The sequence below is a fragment of the Pseudomonas sp. Irchel 3H7 genome (assembly GCF_900187605.1).
Lineage (GTDB): Bacteria > Pseudomonadota > Gammaproteobacteria > Pseudomonadales > Pseudomonadaceae > Aquipseudomonas.
The window spans coordinates 265,340-289,520 of sequence record NZ_FYEA01000003.1 but is presented as its reverse complement, the minus strand read 5'-3'; the positions used below and the strand labels follow the sequence as shown (position 1 = coordinate 289,520).

Here is a 24,181-nt window from a genome sequence, read left to right as displayed (position 1 = left end):
ACATTCCTGCAGCGGGTAAAAAAGATTTTTTCAATCGACTTATCAATTGTTCCAATAGCCGGTCAATCGTCAGAAGTTTTGTCTTTGTACTCGCACAAGTCTTCGATCCGGCAACTCCCACACCGTGGCTTGCGGGCCAGACACACGTAGCGACCGTGAAGAATCAGCCAGTGATGAGAGTCGAGCAGGAATTCCTTGGGTACAAACTTCATCAGCTTGTTTTCCACTTCAACCACATTTTTGCCCGGTGCAATGCCGGTGCGGTTGCTGACGCGAAAGATGTGGGTGTCGACGGCCATGGTCAGTTGGCGGAACGCTGTGTTGAGTACGACGTTGGCGGTCTTGCGGCCTACTCCTGGCAAGGCTTCGAGCTCTTCACGGGTTTGGGGAACCACACTGCCATGGCGTTCGACCAGCAGGCGGCAGGTTTCGATGACGTTCTTGGCCTTGCTGTTGTAGAGACCGATCGTTTTAATGTATTCCGATAGACCTTCGACCCCTAAAGCATGGATCGCCGCCGGCGTATTGGCCACCGGAAACAGCTTCGCCGTGGCTTTGTTGACGCCGACGTCAGTTGACTGCGCCGAAAGAATCACCGCGATCAACAGCTCGAACGGCGAGGAGTAGGCCAGTTCGGTCTTTGGCTCCGGATTGTCTTCGTGCAGGCGGCGGAAAATCTCCAGACGTTTTGCTGCATTCATGGGCGATGCGTTTCCTTGGATATCGAGTTCGGGCGATTCCACGCCTGACGGGCCGCGAGCAGCAGACCCAATACAATAAAGGCGCCGGGCAACAGCGTTGTCAGATGCAGCCCAGCGCCGAATAAAACAAGACCGGAGCCATGCTCGAACAGCCCTCGGCCAAGGCTGCCCTGACCGATGAGTTCACGCAGCGCCGCGAGCCCCAGCATCAAACTGCCAAACAATGCGCAAAGTTTGAAGCGCTGGGCCAGCGGTCGGTCGAAGAAACCGTGGTGCTCCAGCACCACGCACTGCAAGGCGATCAATCCGCCATAGAGACCGAACGACTGATGCCACGCCAGAAACCAGCGTTGCGCCAGAAGATCTGCACAACTGCTTAACGTTGCAGCAAGCAGCACACCGGCCAGCAAGGCACTCGCCTCTGTCATGCGCGGGCGCAGCGGTGACATGCCCAACGCATAAATGCCCACCACAAGGACAAACATCAAGATCGTCCCCAATGCGCCGGCCAGAGAAACGGTGGTGCCCAGCAATAGCACCAGCATCAGTGAGTTGGACAGGTTCATGCTCCGCTCCCCAATAATGCCGTTCGATGCTCGTCAAAGTAACGCAACGCATCGTGGATCGCGTTGATGGTCGCGCGCGAAGTAATGGTTGCCCCGGCCATTTGATCGAATTGCCCCTGATCTTTTTTCAGTGCCCAGCCAGTGTCATTCGGTTCACCGCGTGATTTGCCGGTGAAAACCTGAAGCCAGCGGTTCGGCCAGTCGCCAATCGGCCCGCCGAGTGCCGGGGTTTCGTTTTGCTTGAGGGGTTTCACGCCGAGCAACTTGCCGTTGGCATCGATCGCAATCAGCAATTCAATGGCCCCGGCGTAGCCCTCGGTCTGGTTACGCAGCAACACTGCAACGGTTTGACCATGCTTGGTTGCACGATAACCAGCCGCGAGCGTGCTATGGCTCAGACCTGTATCGGTCAGTGTAATCGGCTGGTCCAGCGGTTGGTTGTCGTAGCTGTCAGCGGGAAGCACGTCGAGCAGTTTGCGACTGTCGGCCCAGCGCTGCTCTGCAGCGATTTGCGGTGCACTGCTGCGTTGCAGCAGGTACGTCGCGCCAATGCCGGCCACCGCCAACAACAATAACGTCAGTGCGCTGACCGCGCGGTTCATGAGCTCACCTGTGGCTGACGACTCGCGGCAAACCGCTCCAGCGCTGGCACGCACAGGTTCATCAGCAGCACCGCAAACGCCACGCCATCCGGGTAACCTCCCCAGGTGCGAATCGCATAAGTCAGCAGTCCGACGCCGACACCGAACAGCAGGCGGGCAAGCGTGGTTTTAGCGCCGGAGACCGGTTCAGTGATGATGAAAAACGCGCCCAGCATGGTCGCGCCACTGAGCAGGTGGAACAGCGGCGAACCCTGAGAGTCCGACCCGGAGCCATTCCAGAACAGCAGGCTGACAACAAACAGACTGCCGAGCATGCCTGCTGGTGCATGCCAACCGAAGACCCGGCGCTGCAGCAAAAACAACCCGCCGGCGAGAAACGCCAGATTCACCCATTCCCCACCGTGTCCGCCAAAGCGACCGAAGGCCGGATTACTGGTGAACAATTCATCCATGGTCAGGCTCTTGTTGATGCGCAGGCTGTCCAGCACCGTGGCCTGCGCCCAAGCGTCCGGCGCCTGACCTGCGCCGAATACCTGTTGAAACGTTGCCGTCAGATCCAGGCCATGGGCCGGCCAGTGGGTCATCGGTTGCGGGAACATCACCATGATCAGGGCAAACCCGAGCATCGCCGGATTGAACGGATTTCTACCGACGCCGCCGTAAATGTGCTTGCCGAACAGCAGTCCCGAAGCAACCGCCATCACCGTCAGCCACCAGGGGCAATAAGGTGGCAGGGCGGCCGCCAGCAATGTTGCGCTGACCAACGCACTGCCGTCGCTCAACGCTGGCTGGATGGGCTGTTGACGCAGACGTGCGACGCCGGCCTCGACCATCAGCGCGGCGACGATCGCCAGCAGCAGATTGATCAGCACGCCCCAGCCGTACCACCAGAACAGCGCCAGCAACCCCGGCAAGGCGGCCAGCAGCACCAGCTTCATCGCCTGTTGCAGGCGATTGTCCGGTGTCTCAATGGGCGACATGATCTTGTACCTGGCGCTCGGCGATTTGCAGGCGGACGCGGGCCTTGTCGAGGATTTCGGTGGGCGTGTCGGCGCGTCGTTCGAGTTTGTTGAGGTCCGCACGGGCGTAGGCCAATTCGGTTTTCAACTGACGAAGCTGGCTGTCGATCGGACGTTTTTCGACGCGCACCAAGTCAGGCAACGGCTGATCGCTTGTGGCTTCGGCGGCGTGCAGGGCCTGTTCGGCGTCGCGCAATGCCTGCTCAAGCGCGGCGATCTGCTCGGGCGCCGCTTCGGCGGTCTGGGCTTTTTTCAGTTCAGCACGACGCATGGCCAACTGGATCTTGGCCCGTTTCAGATCGGCGTCTTTGGCGGGGGCAGGCACGATGGGTGCTGGCGCCGGGTTGCTTTCAAGTTTCGCCAGAGCCTGTTCGGCTGCTTCGAACTGCTGCTGCAACACGATCAGTTGCGTCTGCTGCTCAAATGTCGGCGGATGGCCGAAGGCTTTCAACGATTTGTGCAGTTGCGCACGGCTCATCGCCACATCGATCTTGGCTTTCTTCAGCGCCGCATCGGCGGTCGCCGCTTTCTGCGCACGCACCCGTTCCAGTGCCGCCTGTACCGGATCGGTTGCGGCCACTTCAGGTTGCACCGTCCGTTTCGCCCGCGCTTCACGCTCAGCCTGCTTCTGTTGTTCTTCGCGTTGCAAGCGCTGGTTTCGGCGCTCGAAGCGTTGACGCGCGTGATCGCGTTTGGCCGCGCGCGCGCGCTGTTCTTCAAGACTGAAGGCCAGACCGCCCACGACCGGCAATGTGCCGAGCGGCAGCGGGTGCATTTCGATGCAATCGACCGGGCATGGTGCGACACACAGATCGCAACCGGTGCACTCGTCAATGATCACCGTGTGCATCAGTTTCGCCGCGCCGACAATCGCGTCGATCGGGCAGGCCTGAATGCACTTGGTGCAGCCAATGCATTCGGCCTCACGGATGAACGCCACTTGCGGCGGCGCCGAACCGCGACTGATGTCCAGTTCCAGCACCGGTACTTTCAACAGTTCAGCCAGCGCGGCGATGGTTTCGTCACCGCCCGGCGGGCACTTGTTGATCGGCTCGCCCTCGGCGATACCTTGTGCATAGGGCTTGCATCCGGGATGGCCGCACTTGCCGCATTGAGTCTGCGGCAGAAGGGCATCGATGCGTTGAATCAGACTCATGTTTTGATCAGTCCACTGAATCCGAGAAAAATCACTGCGATCAATCCGGCGCTGATCAGATCGATCGGCAAGCCGCGAAAGGGCAGGGGAATATCGTTGTCGGTCGTGCGTTCACGCAAATCCTGAAACAGGCTCAGCACCAGCCAGAAACCCAGTCCGGCACCGAGGCTCAGCGCTGTCGTCTGCAGCAGACCGCGATCGTTTTGCGCGTTGATCAGCGCCAGCCCCAGTACACCGGCATTGCCCAGCAACAGCGGCCATAAACCGTCAAAAGGCAACTTTGGCAGCCAGCGCGCCAGCAGCTTTAACAGCGGCGTGATCAGCAATACGCTCAGCGGCAGAAACACGAACAGGCGCAGGAACTCAAGTCGCAGCGGCACCAGCAGCCAATGCCAGATCGCGTAACCCACTACGCCTGTGATCAACATCAGACACAACGTCGCCAGCCCCAACGCATGCACCTGACGACGACTGCCCGCCAACAGCGGATCGACGCCCAGCGGCCAGTGCAACACGAAGTTGTTGAGCAGTGCAGCACTGATGAGCGTAAGCACAAGTTCGGTCATGGTTCTGCCAGCGAAACGGGCGGGTGTCTCTAAAGGTTAGGCATTATCCGGCCAGATATGAAAAATCCCACAGGCATGCCGGGCACGCCTGTGGGATCAATTGACCGCCAGCTGTTACTTGATGCGCTGACCTGGCTTGGCGCCGCTGTCCGGGCTCAGCAGGTAAATCTCTTCACCGCCAGGGCCGGCCGCCATCACCATGCCTTCGGAGATACCGAACTTCATTTTCCGTGGCTTGAGGTTGGCGATCATCATGGTCAGGCGACCGTCGAGTTTGGACGGATCCGGATAAGCGCTCTTGATCCCGGAGAACACGTTGCGCTGCTCGTCACCGATGTCCAGCGTCAGGCGCAGCAGCTTGTCAGCACCTTCGACATGTTCGGCTTTGACGATCAGCGCGACGCGCAGGTCGATGGCAGCAAAAGCATCGAAGTCGATTTCCGGCGACAGCGGGTCCTTGGCCAGTTCGCCATTGCCCGCTGGGGCCGCGGCACCGGTGTCGGTCTGGCTGGCGGTGAGGTCTTCTTTCGAGGCGTCGCTCATGGCTTGTACTTTTACCGGGTCGATGCGGGTCATCAACGGTTTGAATTCGTTCAACTGGTGGTTGGCCAGCAGCGTGGTGTGGTCGTTCCAGGTCAGCGGGGCGACGTTGAGGAACGCCTCGGCATCGGCGGCCAACAGCGGCAGCACCGGTTTGAGGAAGATCACCAGTTGGCGGAACAGGTTGATGGCGGTGGCGCAGATCGCCTGGACTTCATCCTGTTTGCCTTCCTGTTTGTTCAACGACCACGGCGCCTTGTCGGCGATCCAGGCGTTGGCGCGGTCGGCCAGAGCCATGGTTTCACGCATGGCACGGGCGAAGTCGCGGGCCTCGTAGGCGTCGGCAATGCTTGGCGCAGCAGCGAGGAAAGCCTCGGTCAGCTCTGGCGCGGCATTGGTGCCGACCAGCAGGCCGGCGTTACCTTTCTGGATGAAACCGGCGCAACGGCTGGCGATGTTAACCACTTTGCCGACCAGGTCGGAGTTGACCTTCTGCACGAAATCTTCGAGGTTCAAGTCGAGGTCATCGACGCCACGGCCCAGTTTGGCCGCGTAGTAATAGCGCAGGTATTCCGGCGACAGGTGATCCAGATACGTACGCGCCTTGATGAAGGTGCCGCGCGACTTGGACATCTTCTGGCCGTTGACGGTCAGATAACCGTGCACATTGATGCCGGTCGGCTTGCGGTAGCCCGCGCCTTCGAGCATCGCAGGCCAGAACAGCGCGTGGAAATTGACGATGTCCTTGCCGATGAAGTGGTACAGCTCGGCGGTGGAATCCTTGGCCCAGAACGCATCGAAGTCCAGCTCCGGCGTACGGTCGCAAAGATTCTTGAAGCTGGCCATGTAGCCGATCGGTGCGTCCAGCCACACGTAGAAATACTTGCCCGGCTCGCCCGGAATCTCGAAACCGAAGTACGGCGCATCGCGGGAGATGTCCCACTGTTGCAGGCCAGCGTCCAGCCATTCGGCGATCTTGTTGGCGACGGCGTCTTGCAAGGTGCCGCTGCGGGTCCAGGTTTGCAGCATTTCCTGGAAGTCTGGCAGTTTGAAGAAGAAGTGCTGGGAATCCTTGAGCACCGGGGTGGCGCCGGAGATCGCCGACTTCGGATCCTTCAGATCGGTCGGGGCGTAGGTCGCACCGCATTTTTCGCAGTTATCGCCGTACTGGTCTTCGGTACCGCATTTCGGACAGGTGCCCTTGATGAAGCGGTCGGCCAGGAACATTTTCTTTTCCGGGTCGAAGTACTGGGTGATCGAGCGCTGGGCGATGTGCCCGGCGTCACGCAGCTTGATGTAGATCTGGCTCGACAACTCACGGTTTTCTTCGGCGTGAGTGGAGTGGAAGTTGTCGAAATCAACCAGGAACTCGGCAAAGTCGGCGCTGTGTTCAGCCTGCACGTTGGCGATCAGTTGTTCCGGGGTGATGCCTTCCTTTTCCGCGCGCAGCATGATCGCCGAACCGTGGGCGTCGTCGGCGCAGACGTAAATGCATTGATTGCCGCGATGCTTCTGGAAGCGCACCCACATATCGGTCTGGATATATTCCAGCATATGGCCAAGGTGAATCGAACCGTTGGCGTAGGGCAGGGCGCTGGTGACGAGGATCTTGCGTGGTTCGGACATGTGGGGCTTCGCTACTTGATGAAACGGAGGTCGGCCACTATAAAGCGCCGGGCAAGATATTTCACCCCTGCAAATCGTTGCCGGGCATGCCGTCCGGAGGATAGAAGGGGTAGGATACCCGCCATCTTTTCCCAGTCTTGTTATCGGAGTTGCCCATGAGCGCCATCACTCGCGCAGCGGTGGAAGCCGTCCTCAGCCAATACACCGACCCTTACCTGAACCAGGACCCGGTCAGCGCCGGTTGCGTGAAGCACATCGAGATCGTCGGTGATCGCGTCAACGTGCAGCTGGAAATCGGTTATGCCGCTGGCCTGTTCAAAAGCGGATGGGCGCAAATGCTGCAATTGGCCATCGAGAACCTCGACGGTGTCGCGGCCGCGAAAGTAGAAATCAATACAGTTATCGCTGCGCACAAGGCGCAGGCGCAGATTCCGGGGCTGGCCAACGTCAAGAACGTGGTCGCCGTGGCCTCCGGCAAGGGCGGTGTGGGCAAGTCGACCACCGCCGCCAACCTCGCACTGGCCCTGGCCCGAGAAGGCGCCAAGGTCGGGATTCTCGACGCCGATATCTACGGCCCGAGCCAAGGCATCATGTTCGGCATCCCCGAGCGCACCCGCCCGGAGGTCAAGGATCAGAAGTGGTTCGTGCCGCTCAAGGCTCACGGTGTCGAAGTCATGTCGATGGCGTTTCTGACCGACGACAACACGCCGATGGTCTGGCGCGGGCCGATGGTCTCCGGCGCGCTGCTGCAACTGGTTACGCAAACCGCGTGGGGCGATCTGGATTATCTGGTCATCGACATGCCGCCAGGCACCGGCGACATTCAACTGACTTTGGCGCAAAAAGTCCCGGTGGCCGGCGCGGTGATCGTTACCACACCACAGGATCTGGCCTTGCTCGATGCGCGCAAAGGCGTGGAAATGTTCCGCAAGGTCAACATTCCGGTGCTGGGCGTGGTGGAAAACATGGCCGTGCACATTTGCTCGAACTGCGGGCATGCCGAGCATCTGTTCGGTGAGGGCGGTGGTGAGAAGCTGGCGACCCAGTACGGCGTTGAACTGCTGGCTTCGCTGCCACTGTCGATGCTGATCCGCGAACAGGCCGACGGCGGCAAGCCAACGGTGATCGCCGAGCCGGACAGCCAGATTGCCATGGTCTATCAGGAACTCGCCCGCCACGTCGGTGCGCGGATTGTGTTGCAGGAAGCGGCGACACCGGCGATGCCGAACATCACCATCAGCGACGATTGATACATCAGCAACACCGATAACCCTGTAGGAGTGAGCCTGCTCGCGATAGCGGAATAACATTCAACAGATTTGTTGAATGAATGACCGCAATCGCGAGCAGGCTCACTCCTACATTTGTTTTGTGCTGGCAGTTAGATACGCAAGCCGCCATCCATCTCCAGAATCCGCCCGGTGTAATAGTCGTTCTCGAAGATATACGCCGCCGAGTGTGCAATCTCTTCCGGCTTGCCCATGCGCTTGAGCGGGATCCCCGAGGTCATCTTCTCCAGCGCTTCCGGTTTCATGCCCAGGGTCATCTCGGTCTCGATGAAGCCCGGCGCGATACCCGCCACACGAATGCCATAGCGCGCCAGCTCTTTGGCCCAGGTCACTGTCGCTGCAGCAACACCGGCCTTGGCTGCCGAATAGTTGGTCTGGCCAACGTTGCCTGCTCGAGAAATCGACGAGATGTTGATGATCGCGCCAGTGTTCTTCAGCTCGACCATTTTCGCCGCCACTTCACGGGTGCAGAGGAACACGCCGGTCAGGTTGACGTCGATGACGGCCTGCCACTGGGCCAGGCTCATCTTGGTCATTTCGCCGTCCTTGACCTTGAGCAGCAGGCCATCACGGAGGATCCCGGCGTTGTTGATCAGGCCGTGGATCGCGCCGAAATCAGCGGCGACCTGAGTGACCATGTGCTCGACCTGCTCTTCATTGGCCACGTTGCACAGATAGCTGCGCGCCTCGACGCCCTTGGCCTTGCAGGCCGCGACCGCGTCGTCGAGTTTTTCCTGATTGAGGTCGACCAGGGCCAGCTTCGCGCCTTTGCCGGCGAAATACTCGGCCATCGAGCGGCCCAAACCCTGGCAACCGCCGGTGATAATGATTACTTTGTCGTTGAGTTGCATTCGCATGCCCCGATAGCAGGTCTGAGTAGTTTTTGTTTTCAGCGACTCCCGATCTGCACCGGCCGTGGCTGGTTTGCACATGAGAATTGCCCGCCGGCTGACCGGGACTTGATCCCCGGCGCCTGTCCGTTTTTTCGACGGATTCTATTTAAGGAGTCATAAATTGAGCGTTGAAGTGGCGAAGAATGCCCGAGAATTGCTTCTCAAGGAATACCGTGGAGTGCTGTCGACCCACTCCAAATCGATGCCCGGTTTTCCTTTTGGCTCCGTGGTGCCGTACTGCCTGGACGAGCAGGGCCGGCCGCTGATCCTGATCAGCCGCATTGCCCAGCACACCCACAACCTGCAAAAAGACCCGAAATGCTCAATGCTCGTCGGCGAGCGCGAGGCCGATGATGTGCAAGCCGTTGGTCGCCTGACCTATATTGCCGAGGCGCAAAAGCTCGAAGACGTTGCCGCGATCGAAGCCGCCGCCGAGCGTTACTACCGTTATTTCCCCGATTCGCAGAACTACCACAAGGCCCACGATTTCGACTTCTGGGTGCTGACCCCGGTGCGTCATCGCTACATCGGTGGTTTTGGTGCGATTCACTGGGTCGAACAACTGACCCTGGCCAATCCGTTCGCCGGCAAGGCCGAGATCAGCATGGTCGAGCACATGAACAGCGACCACGGCAAAGCCATCGCGCACTACGTCGACCTCGCCGGTCTGCCGAAAACTGCGCAGGCGCAACTGGCCGGGATCGACACAGAAGGCATGCACCTGCGCATCGGTCAGGCGCTGTACTGGCTGCCGTTCCCAGCACCTTGTAATACGCCGACACAAGTGCGCGAAGCCCTGGTTTCATTGGCTCATGCCGAGGTCTGGCCAAAAAATGCTGTGGCCGACGCTTGAATTCACGAAAGGGCGACGTCATCTAAGGCTTACTGCAAGGCATTTCTTGCGTTGAGGAAACTTTGATGCGCCCTTTTCTGTTGCTCTTTCTGCTGTTTCCAGTGCTGGAGCTGTTCGTATTCGTCAAAGTGGCAGGGGCTATCGGGTTTTTCCCGGCCCTGCTGCTGATCATTCTCGGCTCGATGTTCGGTGTGTTTGTGCTGCGCGTCGCCGGTCTGGCCACTGCATTGCGTGCCCGTGAAAGCCTGAACCGCGGCGAACTGCCCGCACAAACCATGCTGGAAGGTTTGATGCTGGCATTGGCCGGTGGCCTGTTGATCCTGCCTGGCTTCATCAGCGACGTGGTCGGTCTGGTCATGCTGCTGCCAATCAGCCGTCGACTGCTGGCGAACAAAATGCGCCAGCGCGCCGAAGAACAGGCCATGCGTCAGCGTGCGTTCGCCGACGACCTGCAACCCCGTGGCGGTCCTGCACCGCGTCAGCCTCTGGGCCGCGAGGGTGATGTGATCGAAGGCGAGTTCGAACATCGCGACTCCAAGTAACATCTGCATTGACACGGCACCTTCGGGTGCCGTGTTCGTTTATGGGCTGCTTTTGTGCAACATATCGGTGAAAAATTTTTTGCCGCGCCCTTGTAATAAGCTTATGCGCCCTTATGTATCGGTCACCGAAAGGTTTCTGGCATTTGCGCCAGTCAGTCTTCCGCGTCTCGCTCGACGAGGCGCAACCGGCGAAGGCCGGATTTGTTAAACCCGCCGGGACTACACCGGCCGATGAAAACCACAATTAGGAGAGATCGACAATGAAGCTTCGTCCTCTGCATGACCGCGTCGTAATCCGTCGCAGCGAAGAAGAAAAGAAAACCGCTGGCGGTATCGTCCTGCCAGGTTCGGCTGCTGAAAAAGCCAACCACGGTGTGATTCTCGCTGTAGGCCCGGGCAAAGCTCTGGAAAACGGCGAAGTGCGCGCACTGTCCGTGAAGGAAGGCGACAAGGTTGTGTTCGGTCCTTACTCCGGCAGCAACACTGTGAAAGTCGACGGCGAAGACCTGTTGGTAATGAGCGAGAACGAAATCCTCGCTGTTATCGAAGGCTGATACCCCCGTTCATTTTCCCGCTACTACAAAGTATTTAAGGAATATCGATCATGGCTGCTAAAGAAGTTCTGTTTGGCGATTCCGCCCGTAAAAAAATGCTCAAGGGCGTCAACGTCCTGGCTGACGCAGTAAAAGCGACCCTGGGCCCGAAAGGCCGTAACGTGATCATCGAGAAGAGCTTCGGCGCTCCGACCATCACCAAGGACGGCGTTTCCGTCGCCAAAGAAATCGAACTCGAAGATCGCTTCGAAAACATGGGCGCGCAGCTGGTCAAAGACGTTGCCTCCCGTGCCAACGATGACGCTGGTGACGGTACTACTACCGCTACCGTTCTGGCTCAGTCGATCGTCAACGAAGGCCTGAAAGCCGTCGCTGCCGGCATGAACCCGATGGACCTGAAGCGTGGTATCGACAAAGCGACCATCGCGATCGTCAAAGAGCTGAAGAACCTGTCCAAGCCATGCGCTGACACCAAGGCCATCGCTCAGGTCGGCACCATCTCCGCCAACTCCGACAGCTCCATCGGCGACATCATTGCCGAAGCCATGGAAAAAGTCGGCAAAGAAGGCGTGATCACCGTTGAAGAAGGCACTGGCCTGGAAAACGAACTGTCGGTTGTAGAAGGCATGCAGTTCGACCGTGGCTACCTGTCCCCGTACTTCGTCAACAAGCCAGAGACCATGGTTGCCGAACTGGACAGCCCGCTGATCCTGCTGGTCGACAAAAAGATCTCGAACATCCGCGAAATGCTGCCAGTGCTGGAAGCCGTTGCCAAAGCCGGCCGTCCACTGCTGATCGTTTCCGAAGACGTTGAAGGCGAAGCCCTGGCGACTCTGGTTGTGAACAACATGCGTGGCATCGTTAAAGTCGCAGCCGTCAAGGCGCCAGGCTTCGGCGACCGTCGCAAGGCCATGCTGCAGGACATCGCTGTTCTGACCGGCGGTACCGTTATCTCCGAAGAGATCGGCCTGAGCCTGGAAGCCGCTACCCTGGAAAACCTCGGTAGCGCCAAGCGTGTGACCATCTCCAAGGAAAACACCATCATCGTTGACGGTGCTGGCGTAGAAGCTGACATCCAGGCGCGTATCACTCAGATCCGTGCCCAGGCTGCTGAAACTTCCTCGGACTACGACCGTGAAAAACTGCAAGAGCGTCTGGCCAAGCTGTCCGGCGGCGTTGCAGTGATCAAGGTTGGCGCCGGTTCCGAAGTTGAAATGAAAGAGAAGAAAGCCCGCGTTGAAGACGCCCTGCACGCAACCCGTGCAGCCGTTGAAGAAGGCGTGGTACCTGGCGGTGGCGTTGCGCTGATCCGCGCTCTGCAAACCCTGGTTGACCTGAAAGGTGACAACGCTGATCAGGACGTCGGTATCGCAGTTCTGCGCCGCGCTGTTGAAGCTCCGCTGCGTCAGATCGCTGCCAACAGCGGCGACGAGCCAAGCGTTGTCGTCAACGAAGTCAAGAACGGCAAAGGTAACTTCGGTTACAACGCTGCGACTGGCGAATACGGCGACATGATCGAAATGGGCATCCTGGACCCAACCAAGGTGACTCGTTCCGCTCTGCAAGCTGCATCGTCGATCGGCGGTCTGATCCTGACCACCGAAGCGGCAGTAGCTGACGCGCCGAAGAAAGACGGCGCTGCTGGCGGCGGTATGCCAGACATGGGCGGCATGGGTGGCATGGGCGGCATGATGTAAGCCAGCCTTACCCCGTAACGCAAAACCCCGCTGACGCGAGTCAGCGGGGTTTTTTATTGCCTTTGATTTAGTGTTGGCGCAAGTCCGAGTAATCGTTCGCTGGCAAGCCAGCTCCCACAGTGATTCGAGCGTTCACAAAATGTGTGCTCGGCACCAACCCTGTGGGAGCTGGCTTGCCAGCGATGGCGTCAGATCAGGCGCTGACCGGTTGCGCCTCGACCACGGCCTCGGCTTTCACCGCCGGGCGATACAGCACCCAATAATAAGATCCCAGACAAATCAGCCAGCAGAAAATCGCCGTCCACACGTTGTGCGAAAAGAAGTGCGCGCCCTGCATCATCCGGCTGATGGAAAACACCGACCCCAATGCGAAGGCAAAGATAAACGCCTGTCTGGCCAGACGCGGACGGCGATCACGCAGGACAAAGAACAGCGCAAACAAGGTGAAGCCCGTTGCTGCATGACCACCGGGCCAGCAGCGCCCGGGCTTGTCGGTCTGTGGGCGATGCTCCATCAACTTGCTATAGGTTTCATGGCCACCGAATTGCTCCAGGCTCCACGGGCACTGCACGGCAGTCACGGCTTTGACCGGAGTGACGAACGATGTCGCCAGGCCCAGCGAAAGTACCAGGCAACCCAGTTCACGCTTGAACGGTTTCAGCCTGGCGAGAAAAAACGAGCCGATAAAGCCGAGGATGGCCAACACCGAGAACGCAATGACCACCTGTTTGGCACGATCATGGAGGATGTCTTCAAGGAAAAAACTGTGGCGCCCGATAAAGTCGCCTGCGACCGGGTCGTAGAACAGTCTGGCCAGATCCATGTCCAGATCGGTCAGTTCGAGCAACACCAGAATGATTGCCGCGACGGTGGGTATTCCCAGGCAAAGCCAGAAGTTCAGCGGTCTGGAAACGGGGCGGGCAGAAGTCGACACCATGGGCAATTCCTTGGGTGTAAGTAGGATCTGAGGAGCGCAACCGCGCGGAGTCTGCGCGTCTATGCGTCGCTGATTTGTTAATCGAAAGTGAAAAAAACGTTGGCTGGAACAATGAACGTTTTTCTCGCGCAACAACCCAACGCACGCCTAGCCGTGAGCCACACTTGGCCGTAAGCTGCGCGGGCCAAGACGGCCGTTACCCCGTACGGAGGAGGTGCCCATGCGAATTCTATTGGTCGAAGACAACCGCGACATCCTGGCCAATCTGGCCGATTATCTGGGCCTCAAGGGCTATACCGTCGATTGCGCCCAGGACGGTCTGTCGGGCCTGCATCTGGCCGCCACCGAGCATTACGACCTGATCGTGCTCGACATCATGTTGCCCGGCATCGATGGTTACACTCTGTGCAAACGCCTGCGTGAGGACGCCCGTCGGGACACACCGGTGATCATGCTCACCGCCCGCGATCAACTCGACGACCGCTTGCAGGGTTTCAAGGCCGGGGCCGACGATTACCTGATCAAGCCATTTGCCTTGTCCGAGCTGGCTGCGCGGGTCGAAGCGGTGATGCGCCGTGCGCAAGGTGGTGGTCGCCGTGCGCTGCAGGTCGCCGATCTGAGCTACGACCTCGACACGCTGGAAGTGACCCGCGACGGCAAACTGCTGAAGCTCAACCCGGTCGGCCTCAAATTGCTCGCGGTGTTGATGCAGAAGAGCCCGCACGTCCTGCGTCGGGAAATTCTCGAAGAAGCGCTGTGGGGCGACGATTGCCCGGACAGCGACAGCCTGCGCAGTCACGTTCACCAACTGCGTCAGGTGATCGATAAACCTTTTGCCAAACCACTGCTGCACACTGTGCACGGCGTGGGTTACCGGCTGGCCGACGTGTAATGGAGTTCAGGCAAAGTCTTTCCCAGCGGATCATCATTGCTTTTGCCTTGATGAGTGCACTGGTGGCCGGCGCCTTCGCAATGGGCATTGTCGCGACCGTGCACCTGGTGGAAGAAAAACTCATTTCGGCGGGGCTGGGCGGCGACTTGCAGCGTCTGCTGCTGATGGACAATGTTTCGGACTGGAGCCATCGCCCGGAACCCGACCAGTTGTTCTATTTCAGTGGCGGACCGGGCGATTTCGAGCTGCCCAAGGACCTGCGCCACCTCGATTCGGGTTTCCATGAAGTCTTCCGCGAGCAGCTGTCGTATCACGCGATGGTCGAGATCGTCGACGGTCGCCGTTACGTCTTGCTGCAAGATCAAAGCGATTTTGAAGAGCGCGAGCGCGTGCTGTTTGCCGTGGTCCTGGTGGGTTTTGTGCTCAGCCTGGCACTGGCGGTGTTCCTCGGCTGGGTGCTGGCGCGCAAGGTGATGGCGCCGGTGGTCCGACTGGCCCGGCAGGTGCGTCACCGTGACCAGTTACTCGGGTTGGCGCCGCCGTTGGCGCCGGATTACGCGGCAGACGAAGTCGGCGAGCTGGCGGTGGCCTTCGATGCCACATTGGGGCGTTTGCGTCAGGCGCTGACACGCGAACGTTTGTTCACCAGCGACGTCAGCCATGAATTGCGCACGCCGCTTATGGTATTGGCCAGTTCCTGCGAACTGCTGCTGGAAAACCCGGGGATCGACCAGCGTGGTCGTTCACAGGTCGAGCGAATTGCCCGCGCCAGTGAAGAAATGCGCGAATTGGTGCAAACCTTCCTGATGCTGGCGCGCGCCCAGCATGAAGATGCCGGCATGGCACTTCAGCAAAACCTCTCGCAAGTGGCCGAAGGCCTGTTGTGTCTGTGGCGCGGGCCGATCGAGAGCAAGGGCCTGAAACTGATCTTCGAACCTGGCAGTCCATCAGACATTCGCTACAACGCGACCCTGTTGAATGCCGTGATGGGCAACCTGTTGCGCAACGCGCTGCATTACACCGAAAGCGGCTTCATTCGCCTGACACTCACTGCCAACGGCTTCGCGGTGGAAGACTCCGGTGTCGGCATTCCGGAAGAAAAGCGCGAAGCCATGTTCGAGCCTTTCGTACGTGGCAGCGAAAAGCGTGGCGAAGGCCTGGGGCTGGGATTGTCGCTGGTGCAGCGGATCTGCGAGAACCAGGGCTGGACCGTCAGCTTGAGCACGATGGAGCCCAATGGCTGCCGCTTCGAGGTAGATCTGGGCAAAATCTGACGCACGGAGTGGCTCAATGCTACTCCCTCCTTCCTGTCTAAATCCTGTATAACGCTGTAATAATTTGTCTGTTTACCGGACATTTTTTTCACAAATGGATGACCTGACGCTGACACGCCGCTCCTTAAGGTGGTGACATCAGCAATTCAGGAGTCCAGGTGATGTCCGGTCCGATCAAACTCGATTTTTCCGAGAAGTACGACGATCAACACGCGCAGAAATATCTGCGCAAGCACAAAGAAAGTCTTGGACGGCGTCTCTCCCATTGGCGTGACGAACAGATGGCCCGCAATGCGCTGGCGCTGGTTGGCGAGCCAGGGCTGGTGCTGGATCTGCCTTGCGGTGCCGGGCGTTTCTGGCCCTTGTTGGGCGAAAAGGCCAACCGGGTGATTATCGGTGCGGACAATTCCGAGTCGATGATCAAGACGGCCATGCAGTCGCAACCGGCCGATGTGGTGAAACGGGTACAACCCTTGCACACATCTGCCTTCGACATTGCCTTGCCTGACAACGCCGTCGACAGCATTTTCTGCATGCGTCTGCTCCACCACATCGGTGAAGCCGAGCATCGCCGGGCGATTCTGCGCGAATTCGAGCGCGTCACCCGCGACAGTGTGATCGTTTCGCTGTGGGTTGATGGCAACTTCAAAGCCTGGAAACGCCAGCGAGCCGAGCGCAACCGTGACAAACGCGAGTATCAGAATCGCTTTGTGTTACCGGCCGCTACGGTGGAAAAGGAATTCGAGGAGGCAGGTTTTCGGATTCAGGAACAACTGGACTTTATTCCGCTCTACGCCATGTGGCGGGTTTACGTATTACGCAAGAGGTAACAGGATGGCAGTGCAATTTGCAGCAGAAACGGATGTCGCTCCGCAAGATCGCTTTGACTTTTACTGGAACCAGCGCGGCGAGTGGGTGGAAGAGCCCAATGTTCGACGTGGCGGGGAAAGTGGCGTGCAAAGGGTCGTGGGGCGCGATGGTCAACTGCTGTATGCCAAGCGCCAGACCGGTCATATCTACCGCAGCTGGCTGCACCCTTTCGGCCGTCCTACTGTTCTGCGTGAACTTGACGCGCTGACTGGCGTGAGCAAGCTCGGTGTGCGCGTGCCCCAGATCGTCTTTTGCGGTGCCCAGCCTGATCCGCAACACAAATGGCGTGCACTTTTGGTCACCAAGTCCCTGGACGGTTTCCAGGAACTGGAACACTGGCTGGCGGCTGCCGGCGGTCGCGATCAGTGTGGCGATGTGGTTTACGAGCGTGTGCTCAAGGACCTCGCCGAGAATCTGGCGCGTATGCACAAGGGCCGTTGGCAGCACAGCTGCATCTACATCAAACACGTGTTTGTGCGTGTGACGGGCGAAGGCGAGTCGGCCAAGGTTGAGGTCGCCTTGATCGATCTGGAGAAGTGCCGCCAGCGTCTGACCGCCTATCGCGCCGCCTCCCATGACATGAAGCAATTGCGCCGCCATTCGTCGTTCCGCGACGCGGACTGGAAAAAACTCGTCTACTTTTATGAGACGGCGTTTGGCAGCGCTATCAAAGGTTTATAGCGATGAAACTAGAAATTGCACGAGGTTTGTTTTTGGTTGGAGCCTTGGCAGTTGCGTCATTGGCGGTGGCTGCCTGGGAGCAGCCCCGCATGCAGGTGGTTGGCGCGTCCGTAGACGACGCCCACTGCGCAGTCCCACGGGTGGCAAAAGCCTCCGTGGCGACCAAACCCGATCATGATCTGTTGTTGTTCATGTTCGGACTTTCTCAAGGGATGAGGCCGCAAAGTTGAACCGATTGAAGCCCACATAAAAGGCCTCGCAGTTGCGAGGCCTTTTTTTATGCAGGCAAGATCAAAAGATCGCAGCCTTCGGCAGCTCCTACATGGATCGGTGTAGGAGCTGCCGAAGGCTGCGATCTTTTGCTTTCAAGGCTTATCGGGTTTCGCCAGCAAGGTGTAAACGCACGGCAGGACAAACAGCGTAAACAACGTACCAATCGACATTCCCGTGGCAATCACCATGCCGATATCAAAACGGCTCACCGCACCGGCGCCCGTGGCCAGAATCAGCGGCACCATGCCAAACACCATCGCCGCCGTGGTCATCAACACCGGCCGCAAGCGAATCGCCGCCGCTTCCTCAACGGCTTCGCGCGCCGTCAGGCCCTTGTCCTTGCGCAACTGGTTGGCGAACTCGACGATCAGGATGCCATGCTTGCTGATCAGCCCGATCAGCGTCACCAGCCCGACCTGGGTATAGATGTTCATGCTCGACCAGCCGAGGAACAGCGGAATCAACGCCCCGCAGATCGACAACGGCACCGTCACGAGAATCACCAGCGGATCGCGGAAGCTTTCGAATTGCGCCGCCAGCACCAGAAAGATAATCGCCAGGGCCAAGGCAAACGTTACCCACAACGCGCTGCCTTCCTGGACGAACTGACGTGACGCGCCGCCATAGTCGAAAGCGAACCCGGCCGGCGCTTCTTCGCGAGCGATCTGCAAGACCGTGTCGATGGCTTCGCCCATGCTCACCAGCGGGAAACCGGAAATCTTCGCCGCGTTGAGCTGCTGGAACTGGTTGAGCTGGCGCGGTCGGGCGCGGTCGCTGACCTTGATCAGCGTCGACAGTGGCAGCAACTCGCCCTGGGTGTTTTTCACGTAGTAGTTGTTCAGCCAGTCCGGGTTATCGCGGTACGGCCGTTCAACCTGAGCAATCACCTTGTAGCTGCGCCCATCAATGGTGAAACGGTTGATTTCTGCCTCGCCCAACAGGGTGGCGAGGGTGCCACCGAGGTCCTGCATCGACACGCCCATCTGCGCCGCTTTGGCGCGGTCGATATCGACAACCACTTCAGGTTTGTCGAACGCCAGATCGACGTCGACGAAGGCGAACTTGCCCGATTCCATGGCGCGTTTCTTGATCCGGTCGGCGACTTGCAACAGTAGTTCGTAGTCGTTGGCGGTGTTGACTACAAACTCGAACGGCAAGCCTTCGCCGGTGCCGGGCAGGGAGGGCAGGTTGAAACCGAAGATCTGCAAGCCCGGGATGCCTTCGAGTTTGCCCTGCACCTCCGGGAGGATCTGCATTTGCGTGCGGCTGCGCTCGTTCCACGGCTTAAGCAGGAAACCGCCGATGCCGGCCTGCACACCGTTGTAGCCGTTGATCTGGAACGAGGAGTAGTACTCGGGGAATTCCTTGAAGATTTTGATGAATTCGTCAGTGTAGGTGCTCAGGTAATCAAGGTTGGTCGGCTGTGGCGCAGTGGCCATCATGAAAATGATGCCCTGATCTTCGTCCGGGGCCAGTTCCGATTTGGTGAACTTGAGGAACACCGGGATCAGGCACAACACGATCACCGCGAATACCAACACCACAGGGCGCGTGTTCAGCGTGCCGTGCAACATGCTCTGATAGCGGCGCTTGAGGCCGTCGAAGATACGGTCGAGGCGATGCGCCAGACCACTGGGGTTTTCCTCGTGGCGCAGCAAAAAAGCGCACATCATCGGTGACAGAGTCAGGGCGACGATCCCGGAAATCACCACCGCACCGGCCAAGGTCAGCGCAAACTCCTTGAACAGCGCCCCGGTCAGCCCGGTGAGAAAACCGATCGGCGCATACACCGCCGCCAGGGTGATGGTCATCGACACCACCGGCATGGCAATTTCCCGCGCGCCTTCCAGCGCCGCATCAAACGGCGTCTTGCCTTCCTCGATGTGCCGGTGGATGTTCTCCACCACGACAATCGCATCGTCGACCACCAGACCGATGGCCAGCACCATCGCCAGCAGCGTCAGCAGGTTCATCGAGTAGCCCATCATCTGCATGAAGAACATCACGCCGATCATCGACAGCGGAATGGTCACCACCGGGATCACTACCGAACGCAATGCGCCGAGGAACAGGAACACCACAACGATGACGATCAGCACCGCTTCGAACAGGGTTTTCACTACTTCATCGATCGAGGCCTGAATGAACAGCGTGGCGTCGTAAGCGATCTCGCTTTTCAGGTTTGGCGGCAGTTGCGCTTCCAGCTCCGGCATCAGCTTGCGCACTTCCTTGATCACGTCCAGCGGGTTGGCGCCCGGTGTGGCTTTGATGCCGATGTACACCGACGGCGTGCCGCCGAACGAGCTGATCGAGTCGTAGTTTTCCGCGCCCATTTCCACCCGCGCGACATCGCTGAGCAGCACGCGGCTGTCGCCACTGACCTTGAGCGGAATCGCCGCAAAAGCCTCGGCCGATTTCAGCTCGGTATTGGCGTTGATGCTGGTGACCACGTATTCGCCTTTCACTTCGCCGGCAGCGGAGAGGAAGTTGTACTGGCGCACGGCGTTGGTCACATCGCTGGCGCTGAGGCCGAAACCGGCGAGTTTTACCGGGTCGAGCCACAGGCGCATGGCGAACACCTGATTGCCGAGAATTTCCGCTTCGGCCATACCCGGCAGGGTTGCCAGTTTTGGCTGGATCACTCGTGACAGGTAGTCGGTGATCTGCGGGTTGCTCAAGTCCTTGCTGAAGAAGCTGATGTACATCAGCGCCGAAGCGTCGGCGGATTCCTTGCTCAGCACCGGGTCTTCGGCGTCCTGCGGCAACTTGTTTTTCACCTCGTTGGCCTTGGCCAGCAGTTCGGTGAACAAACGGTCGGTGTTGGAGCCGATGCGCGCGTAGATCGAGATTACCGAGAAGTTCTGCCGACTGACCGAGGTCATGTAATCGATGCCCTCGGCGCTGGCCAGACTTTGCTGCATTGGCTGCGTGATGTAGCCCTGAATGGTTTCGGCGTTGGCCCCGGGGTAAGCGGTGGTCACCGTGATCAGGGCGTTTTCCATTTGCGGGTATTGGCGCAGCGGCAGCTTGCTCCAGGCCTGAAAGCCGAGCAACACAATCAACAGGCTGACCACAGTGGCGAGCACCGGGCGGCGGATGAACGGATCGGTAAAAGCCATGGGAATTCCTTGATCAGTCGGCGCGGGGCGGACTGTTCTGCTCGCCGAGGGTCTTGTCGTCGCTGATGGCGATGTGGGCACCGTTGTCCAGTTTGATCTGGCCAGCCGTCACCACTTGTTCGCCACTCTGCACGCCCTTGTTGATCATCACCAGGCCATCGCGGCGCTCACCGGTTTCGATGAAGCGGCGTTCGGCGATCAGCACCGGTTGACCCTTGTCATCCTTTTCGACACTACCGTCCTCGGCTTTCTTCTGCCCGACTACGTAGATCGAGTTGCCGTAGAGGGTGTAAGTGATCGCACTTTCCGGCACCACGATATGTTTTTGCGGATCGGGCAGCAGCACTTCGAGGCTGGTAAACATCCCCGGCAGTAGTTTGCCGTCGGGGTTGGCCAAAGTGGCGCGGATCAGAATGTTGCGCGTAGTGCTTTCGACGATCGGGTTGATCGCGCTGATCTTGCCGGCGAAGTTTTGCCCCGGGTAAGCAGAGACCGAGATCTGCACCGGTTGACCGATGGCCAGTTTCGGCACCGATTGCTCGGGCAGATAGAAGTCGGCGTAGAGGCTGCTCAAATCCTGCAACGTCGCAATTTTGGTGCCGCTGGCGAGGTAGTCGCCGACGTCGACCTGACGGATGCCGATGGTGCCGCTGAACGGCGCGAGGATGCGTTTTTTTGCCAGCGAGGCGTTGAGCTGATTGACCGTGGCCTTGTTCTTTTGCAGAACGGCAGAGAGGCGGTCGTACTCGCCTTTGGAGATGGCGCGACTGTCGACCAGTTGCGCGCCACGGCCGAAGTCCAGTTGCGCCAGACCGAGATCAGCCTTGGCGGTTTCCAGCAGGGCGGTTTCAACGGCGCTGTCGAGTTGCAGCAACGGCTGTCCGGCCTTGACCTTCTGTCCGGATTCAAACTTGAGTTCGGTGACGGTGCCGGCGACTTCCAGACTCAGCTCGACACCTTGCAGCGCCTTCAGCGTGCCGACGGTCGGCAGGCGCAGCTGCCACGGCTGCTCGCTGGCGTTGGCCACGGCGACGCTGATCGGCGGTTTCGGCTTGGAAAAGCCCTGGATCATCGTGTAGATCGAAAAGGCTTTATACCCGCCCAGCACCAGGACGATCAGCAAAACAACACCCAACATGATCAGCATGCGGCGACGCAGCATATTTCCAGTTCCTTGGATAAATCAGGTGAGACAGGCGGGCACATTACTCCGAGTACAGGGGGGATTCCAACTGGCAGTTCTTACAGGGGGGGGCAAAAAGATCGCAGCCTGCGGCAGCTCCTACAGGGGAATGCATTCCAATGTAGGAGCTGCCGCAGGCTGCGATCTGTTAAGGCTGTTTCAGGCCATCAGATGCAGATGGTTGTCCCAGAGCCCCGCCGGCAATTCCAGCGGCTTGGCCAACAGCTCATCCTGGCGGCAATCGTAGTAACGGCAACGCCCTTGCCCGGAGGTCACGACAAAACCGTCCTTCACCGCACCGACACCGGCGCAATCGGGCAATGGTGCATCAAGGCGTACTTCGCCGCTGTCCAGATCCCAGATAAAGAAGCGGTTGCCACGCGGCGCCGTCAACGCAACCAGACGCAAATCACTGTGCACTGCGACGCTGGCGGTGTAATGCCCCATCGATTGCAACTGATGATCCGGCACCGGGAACGCCACGAACGGCTGCCCCGGACGCTTGATCGCCAACAGTTCCGAACGCTCATGCGACGCGCCCATGAATTGCTGACCGGCAACGATGGTGCCGTCGCTGGCGATGCCCAGATGGCGCACGCTGTTCATCTGCTGGGCGAGGGTTTCCTTGCTCAGCAGGGTGCCATCGCGCTGCATCAGCACCAGGCTCGGCTCCATGGCGTTGAGGTTCATGTCGACGCGGCTTTCCGCCTCGGTACGAATCCCGCCATTGGCCACCACCAGCGTCTCGCCGTCGGGCATCCACGACACCTGATGCGGGCCGAGACCGTGGGTGGAAATCTCTCCCGTGTGCACCAGCCGCTCGCCTTCGAACTTGTACACGCCGAGCAAGCCGCGACCGGGATCGGTGGTGTCGTTTTCGGTGGCGTACAGGTATTCGCCGTCCTTGTGCACCACAGCGTGGCCGTAGAAGTGCCGGTTCGGCTGCGAGGTCACCGTCTGCAGCAATTTACCGTCGCGCAGGTCGATCAGATAGCTCTCGGTGCCCGGACGACGGGCGACGAACAGTGCAATCGGCTGCGTCGGGTGGTTGATGATGTCGTGGCAACGCTGGCCGACTTCGGTGGCGAATACGCGCGTGCCATCCAGCCGATAGCCGACGGCGTAATGCTTGCCGTCGGTGTCGTCGCGCGCCGACAGCAACAGCGGGCTCTGATCCTTGCGTTTGAACAGCGTCCAGCCGCCCAGCGTCACTGCTCCCAGCAGTGCACTACCTAAAGTCAGAACCTGACGTCGCAGCATGGCACTTGCCCTCATCAGTCACCGTCGTTGGCGTTGAAGCCCAGTTGGATGCCCAGCGCCTTGGCCAGTTCGCCTTCGTGCAGGCGATGGACGACGTTGAGGCTGTCGTAGATGTCGTTCAGTTGCTGACGACCGGCGTCGTCTTCAAGCATTTCGCCGAGCGAACGCTGGGTGCTGTCGAACAGTTTCAGCGAAGCGGCGTAAGCAGCATCGATCTTGTCGGCCAGTGGCTTTTGCTCAGCCGGCAACAGACCGCGCAGGCCTTTGTTGTCGACGCCTTCCCACACGGTTTTCGCCGCCGCGAGGCTGGCTTCCAGTGCGGTCAGCGAAGACTGGCTGCGCCATGCATCGGCCTGGAACGGCTGTGGTACGCCCTTGCTCTGGCGGCCCATTGGCGTGCCGAGTTTTTTCTTCAGGGTGTCCAGCGCGGTGACTTGCACGCGCAGCAGATCGGCGATCGCTTCGTGGGAATCGGCGTAGCGCTGGTTCGGGAACTTGGTCATCTGCGCAAGCATGCCGTCGGTGTTGTTCCAGTTCTGCAGAATCTCTTCGGCCAGCTGCTTCTGACGCTCGCCGATGGCGATCAGCAGTGGGCAGTACTTGGCTTTCTGCTCGGCGTTGGCGACGTCAGGCTTGGCGTCGAACAGGATGTACTCGTAAGCCGACAGGCCTTGTACCACCACGCTCGATTTGGCGAGTGCGGCGGCATCGATCTGCGGCTGGGCGACGACCAGTTGCTCGACCTGACGGCCGACGAGGTTCTTCTTGTCCGGCCAGAACTGCACCTGCCACGAACGGTTGCCCTCGGCCAGCGGGCCGATCAGCAGCGGTTGCAGCTCGGCCCAGGCCTTCTGTGCATGGAGGAAGTCGGCGCGGGCGGTCTCCAGGGTTTCTTTGCCCTGGCAGTAGGCGAGGGCGCTGACCGCCAGTTGCTTGTCGGCCTCGACCCAACGGGTGTAGGTCGGCAGGATCACCGATTTGGCGATGGCCGCCGAGGTGACCGCTTGCGGATCCTGCGGCGAGCAGGCGCCGAGGGCGAGCGCGGCAAGGCTGGTGAACAGTAGCTTGGGACGGAACATGTCGGGCTC

23 protein-coding genes are annotated in these 24,181 nt (G+C 59.4%); 10 read left to right on the top strand and 13 right to left on the bottom strand.

Annotated elements, in window-relative coordinates:
- Positions 1 to 62: 62 nt before the first annotated feature.
- From nth to metG, 7 genes are all read right to left on the bottom strand, one after another.
- Positions 63 to 701 (bottom strand): endonuclease III, encoded by a 639-nt coding sequence (gene nth, locus CKW38_RS07345; protein ID WP_007916652.1) that lies wholly within the window; start codon positions 699 to 701, stop codon positions 63 to 65.
- Positions 698 to 1,267 carry an Rnf-Nqr domain containing protein gene (locus tag CKW38_RS07340; protein ID WP_095112329.1) on the bottom strand — a complete coding sequence of 190 codons (570 nt, stop codon included), beginning with the start codon at positions 1,265 to 1,267 and terminating at the stop codon, positions 698 to 700. Before CKW38_RS07340 ends, nth begins: the two co-directional genes overlap by 4 nt.
- Positions 1,264 to 1,869 carry an RnfABCDGE type electron transport complex subunit G gene (locus CKW38_RS07335; RefSeq protein WP_095112328.1) on the bottom strand — a complete coding sequence of 202 codons (606 nt, stop codon included), beginning with the start codon at positions 1,867 to 1,869 and terminating at the stop codon, positions 1,264 to 1,266. The genes CKW38_RS07340 and CKW38_RS07335 overlap by 4 nt, the downstream gene beginning before the upstream one ends.
- Complete coding sequence (locus CKW38_RS07330) at positions 1,866 to 2,849, bottom strand: RnfABCDGE type electron transport complex subunit D (RefSeq protein ID WP_095112327.1); 984 nt, start codon at positions 2,847 to 2,849, stop codon at positions 1,866 to 1,868. The genes CKW38_RS07335 and CKW38_RS07330 overlap by 4 nt, the downstream gene beginning before the upstream one ends.
- Positions 2,836 to 4,044 (bottom strand): electron transport complex subunit RsxB, encoded by a 1,209-nt coding sequence (rsxB, locus tag CKW38_RS07325; RefSeq protein WP_095112326.1) that lies wholly within the window; start codon positions 4,042 to 4,044, stop codon positions 2,836 to 2,838. The genes CKW38_RS07330 and rsxB overlap by 14 nt, the downstream gene beginning before the upstream one ends.
- Complete coding sequence (locus CKW38_RS07320; protein ID WP_007916616.1) at positions 4,041 to 4,610, bottom strand: electron transport complex protein RnfA; 570 nt, start codon at positions 4,608 to 4,610, stop codon at positions 4,041 to 4,043. Before CKW38_RS07320 ends, rsxB begins: the two co-directional genes overlap by 4 nt.
- Before the next feature lie 114 nt (positions 4,611 to 4,724).
- A complete protein-coding gene (gene metG / locus CKW38_RS07315) occupies positions 4,725 to 6,776 on the bottom strand; it encodes a methionine--tRNA ligase (protein WP_007916615.1) in 2,052 nt (683 codons plus the stop codon).
- Between the two features lie 155 nt (positions 6,777 to 6,931).
- Here metG and apbC point away from each other — a divergent pair, with 155 nt between their 5' ends.
- Positions 6,932 to 8,026: an iron-sulfur cluster carrier protein ApbC gene (gene apbC / locus CKW38_RS07310; protein ID WP_007916614.1), complete on the top strand. Its 1,095-nt coding sequence runs from the start codon at positions 6,932 to 6,934 to the stop codon at positions 8,024 to 8,026.
- Between the two features lie 131 nt (positions 8,027 to 8,157).
- Here the strand turns inward: apbC and CKW38_RS07305 are convergent, their stop codons facing one another.
- Positions 8,158 to 8,916, bottom strand: coding sequence for an SDR family oxidoreductase (locus CKW38_RS07305; RefSeq protein ID WP_095112325.1), 759 nt, complete (start codon positions 8,914 to 8,916; stop codon positions 8,158 to 8,160).
- A 163-nt stretch (positions 8,917 to 9,079) separates the two neighbouring features.
- Here CKW38_RS07305 and CKW38_RS07300 point away from each other — a divergent pair, with 163 nt between their 5' ends.
- The 4 genes from CKW38_RS07300 (at position 9,080) to groL (ending at position 12,604) form a co-directional block, all read left to right on the top strand.
- A complete protein-coding gene (locus tag CKW38_RS07300) occupies positions 9,080 to 9,811 on the top strand; it encodes a HugZ family protein (RefSeq protein WP_095112324.1) in 732 nt (243 codons plus the stop codon).
- Positions 9,812 to 9,876: 65 nt separating this feature from the next.
- A complete protein-coding gene (locus tag CKW38_RS07295) occupies positions 9,877 to 10,353 on the top strand; it encodes an FxsA family protein (RefSeq protein ID WP_095112323.1) in 477 nt (158 codons plus the stop codon).
- A gap of 260 nt (positions 10,354 to 10,613) precedes the next feature.
- Positions 10,614 to 10,907, top strand: coding sequence for a co-chaperone GroES (locus CKW38_RS07290; RefSeq protein WP_007916610.1), 294 nt, complete (start codon positions 10,614 to 10,616; stop codon positions 10,905 to 10,907).
- A gap of 50 nt (positions 10,908 to 10,957) precedes the next feature.
- Positions 10,958 to 12,604, top strand: coding sequence for a chaperonin GroEL (groL, locus tag CKW38_RS07285; RefSeq protein WP_007916609.1), 1,647 nt, complete (start codon positions 10,958 to 10,960; stop codon positions 12,602 to 12,604).
- 193 nt (positions 12,605 to 12,797) lie between these two features.
- On the opposite strand, the gene CKW38_RS07280 is transcribed toward groL, so the two are convergent.
- On the bottom strand, positions 12,798 to 13,541 hold the full coding sequence (locus tag CKW38_RS07280; RefSeq protein ID WP_007916607.1) for a phosphatase PAP2 family protein: 744 nt from the start codon (positions 13,539 to 13,541) through the stop codon (positions 12,798 to 12,800).
- Between the two features lie 220 nt (positions 13,542 to 13,761).
- Between CKW38_RS07280 and colR the strand changes: the two genes are divergently transcribed.
- The 5 genes from colR (at position 13,762) to CKW38_RS07255 (ending at position 17,488) form a co-directional block, all read left to right on the top strand.
- Entirely contained in the window at positions 13,762 to 14,433 is a 672-nt protein-coding gene (colR, locus tag CKW38_RS07275; protein WP_007916604.1) for a two-component system response regulator ColR, read from the top strand.
- Positions 14,433 to 15,707: a HAMP domain-containing sensor histidine kinase gene (locus CKW38_RS07270; RefSeq protein WP_007916602.1), complete on the top strand. Its 1,275-nt coding sequence runs from the start codon at positions 14,433 to 14,435 to the stop codon at positions 15,705 to 15,707. Before colR ends, CKW38_RS07270 begins: the two co-directional genes overlap by 1 nt.
- Before the next feature lie 161 nt (positions 15,708 to 15,868).
- Entirely contained in the window at positions 15,869 to 16,537 is a 669-nt protein-coding gene (locus tag CKW38_RS07265; RefSeq protein WP_095112322.1) for a class I SAM-dependent methyltransferase, read from the top strand.
- Between the two features lie 4 nt (positions 16,538 to 16,541).
- Positions 16,542 to 17,258 (top strand): lipopolysaccharide kinase InaA family protein, encoded by a 717-nt coding sequence (locus tag CKW38_RS07260; RefSeq protein ID WP_095112321.1) that lies wholly within the window; start codon positions 16,542 to 16,544, stop codon positions 17,256 to 17,258.
- A gap of 2 nt (positions 17,259 to 17,260) precedes the next feature.
- Positions 17,261 to 17,488, top strand: a complete 228-nt coding sequence (locus tag CKW38_RS07255) for a hypothetical protein (RefSeq protein WP_034153490.1) — start codon at positions 17,261 to 17,263, stop codon at positions 17,486 to 17,488.
- A gap of 135 nt (positions 17,489 to 17,623) precedes the next feature.
- Here CKW38_RS07255 and CKW38_RS07250 read toward each other — a convergent pair whose 3' ends face one another.
- The 4 genes from CKW38_RS07250 to CKW38_RS07235 all read right to left on the bottom strand — a co-directional run bounded on the left by CKW38_RS07250 (position 17,624) and on the right by CKW38_RS07235 (position 24,172).
- On the bottom strand, positions 17,624 to 20,650 hold the full coding sequence (locus CKW38_RS07250; protein ID WP_095112320.1) for a multidrug efflux RND transporter permease subunit: 3,027 nt from the start codon (positions 20,648 to 20,650) through the stop codon (positions 17,624 to 17,626).
- Positions 20,651 to 20,663: 13 nt separating this feature from the next.
- A complete protein-coding gene (locus tag CKW38_RS07245) occupies positions 20,664 to 21,812 on the bottom strand; it encodes an efflux RND transporter periplasmic adaptor subunit (RefSeq protein ID WP_007916593.1) in 1,149 nt (382 codons plus the stop codon).
- Between the two features lie 180 nt (positions 21,813 to 21,992).
- The gene (locus CKW38_RS07240) at positions 21,993 to 23,093 is read right to left on the bottom strand and encodes a DUF1513 domain-containing protein (RefSeq protein WP_095112319.1); all 1,101 of its coding nucleotides are present in this window, start codon (positions 23,091 to 23,093) and stop codon (positions 21,993 to 21,995) included.
- A gap of 14 nt (positions 23,094 to 23,107) precedes the next feature.
- Positions 23,108 to 24,172 (bottom strand): imelysin family protein, encoded by a 1,065-nt coding sequence (locus CKW38_RS07235; protein WP_007916589.1) that lies wholly within the window; start codon positions 24,170 to 24,172, stop codon positions 23,108 to 23,110.
- Positions 24,173 to 24,181: the final 9 nt, after the last annotated feature.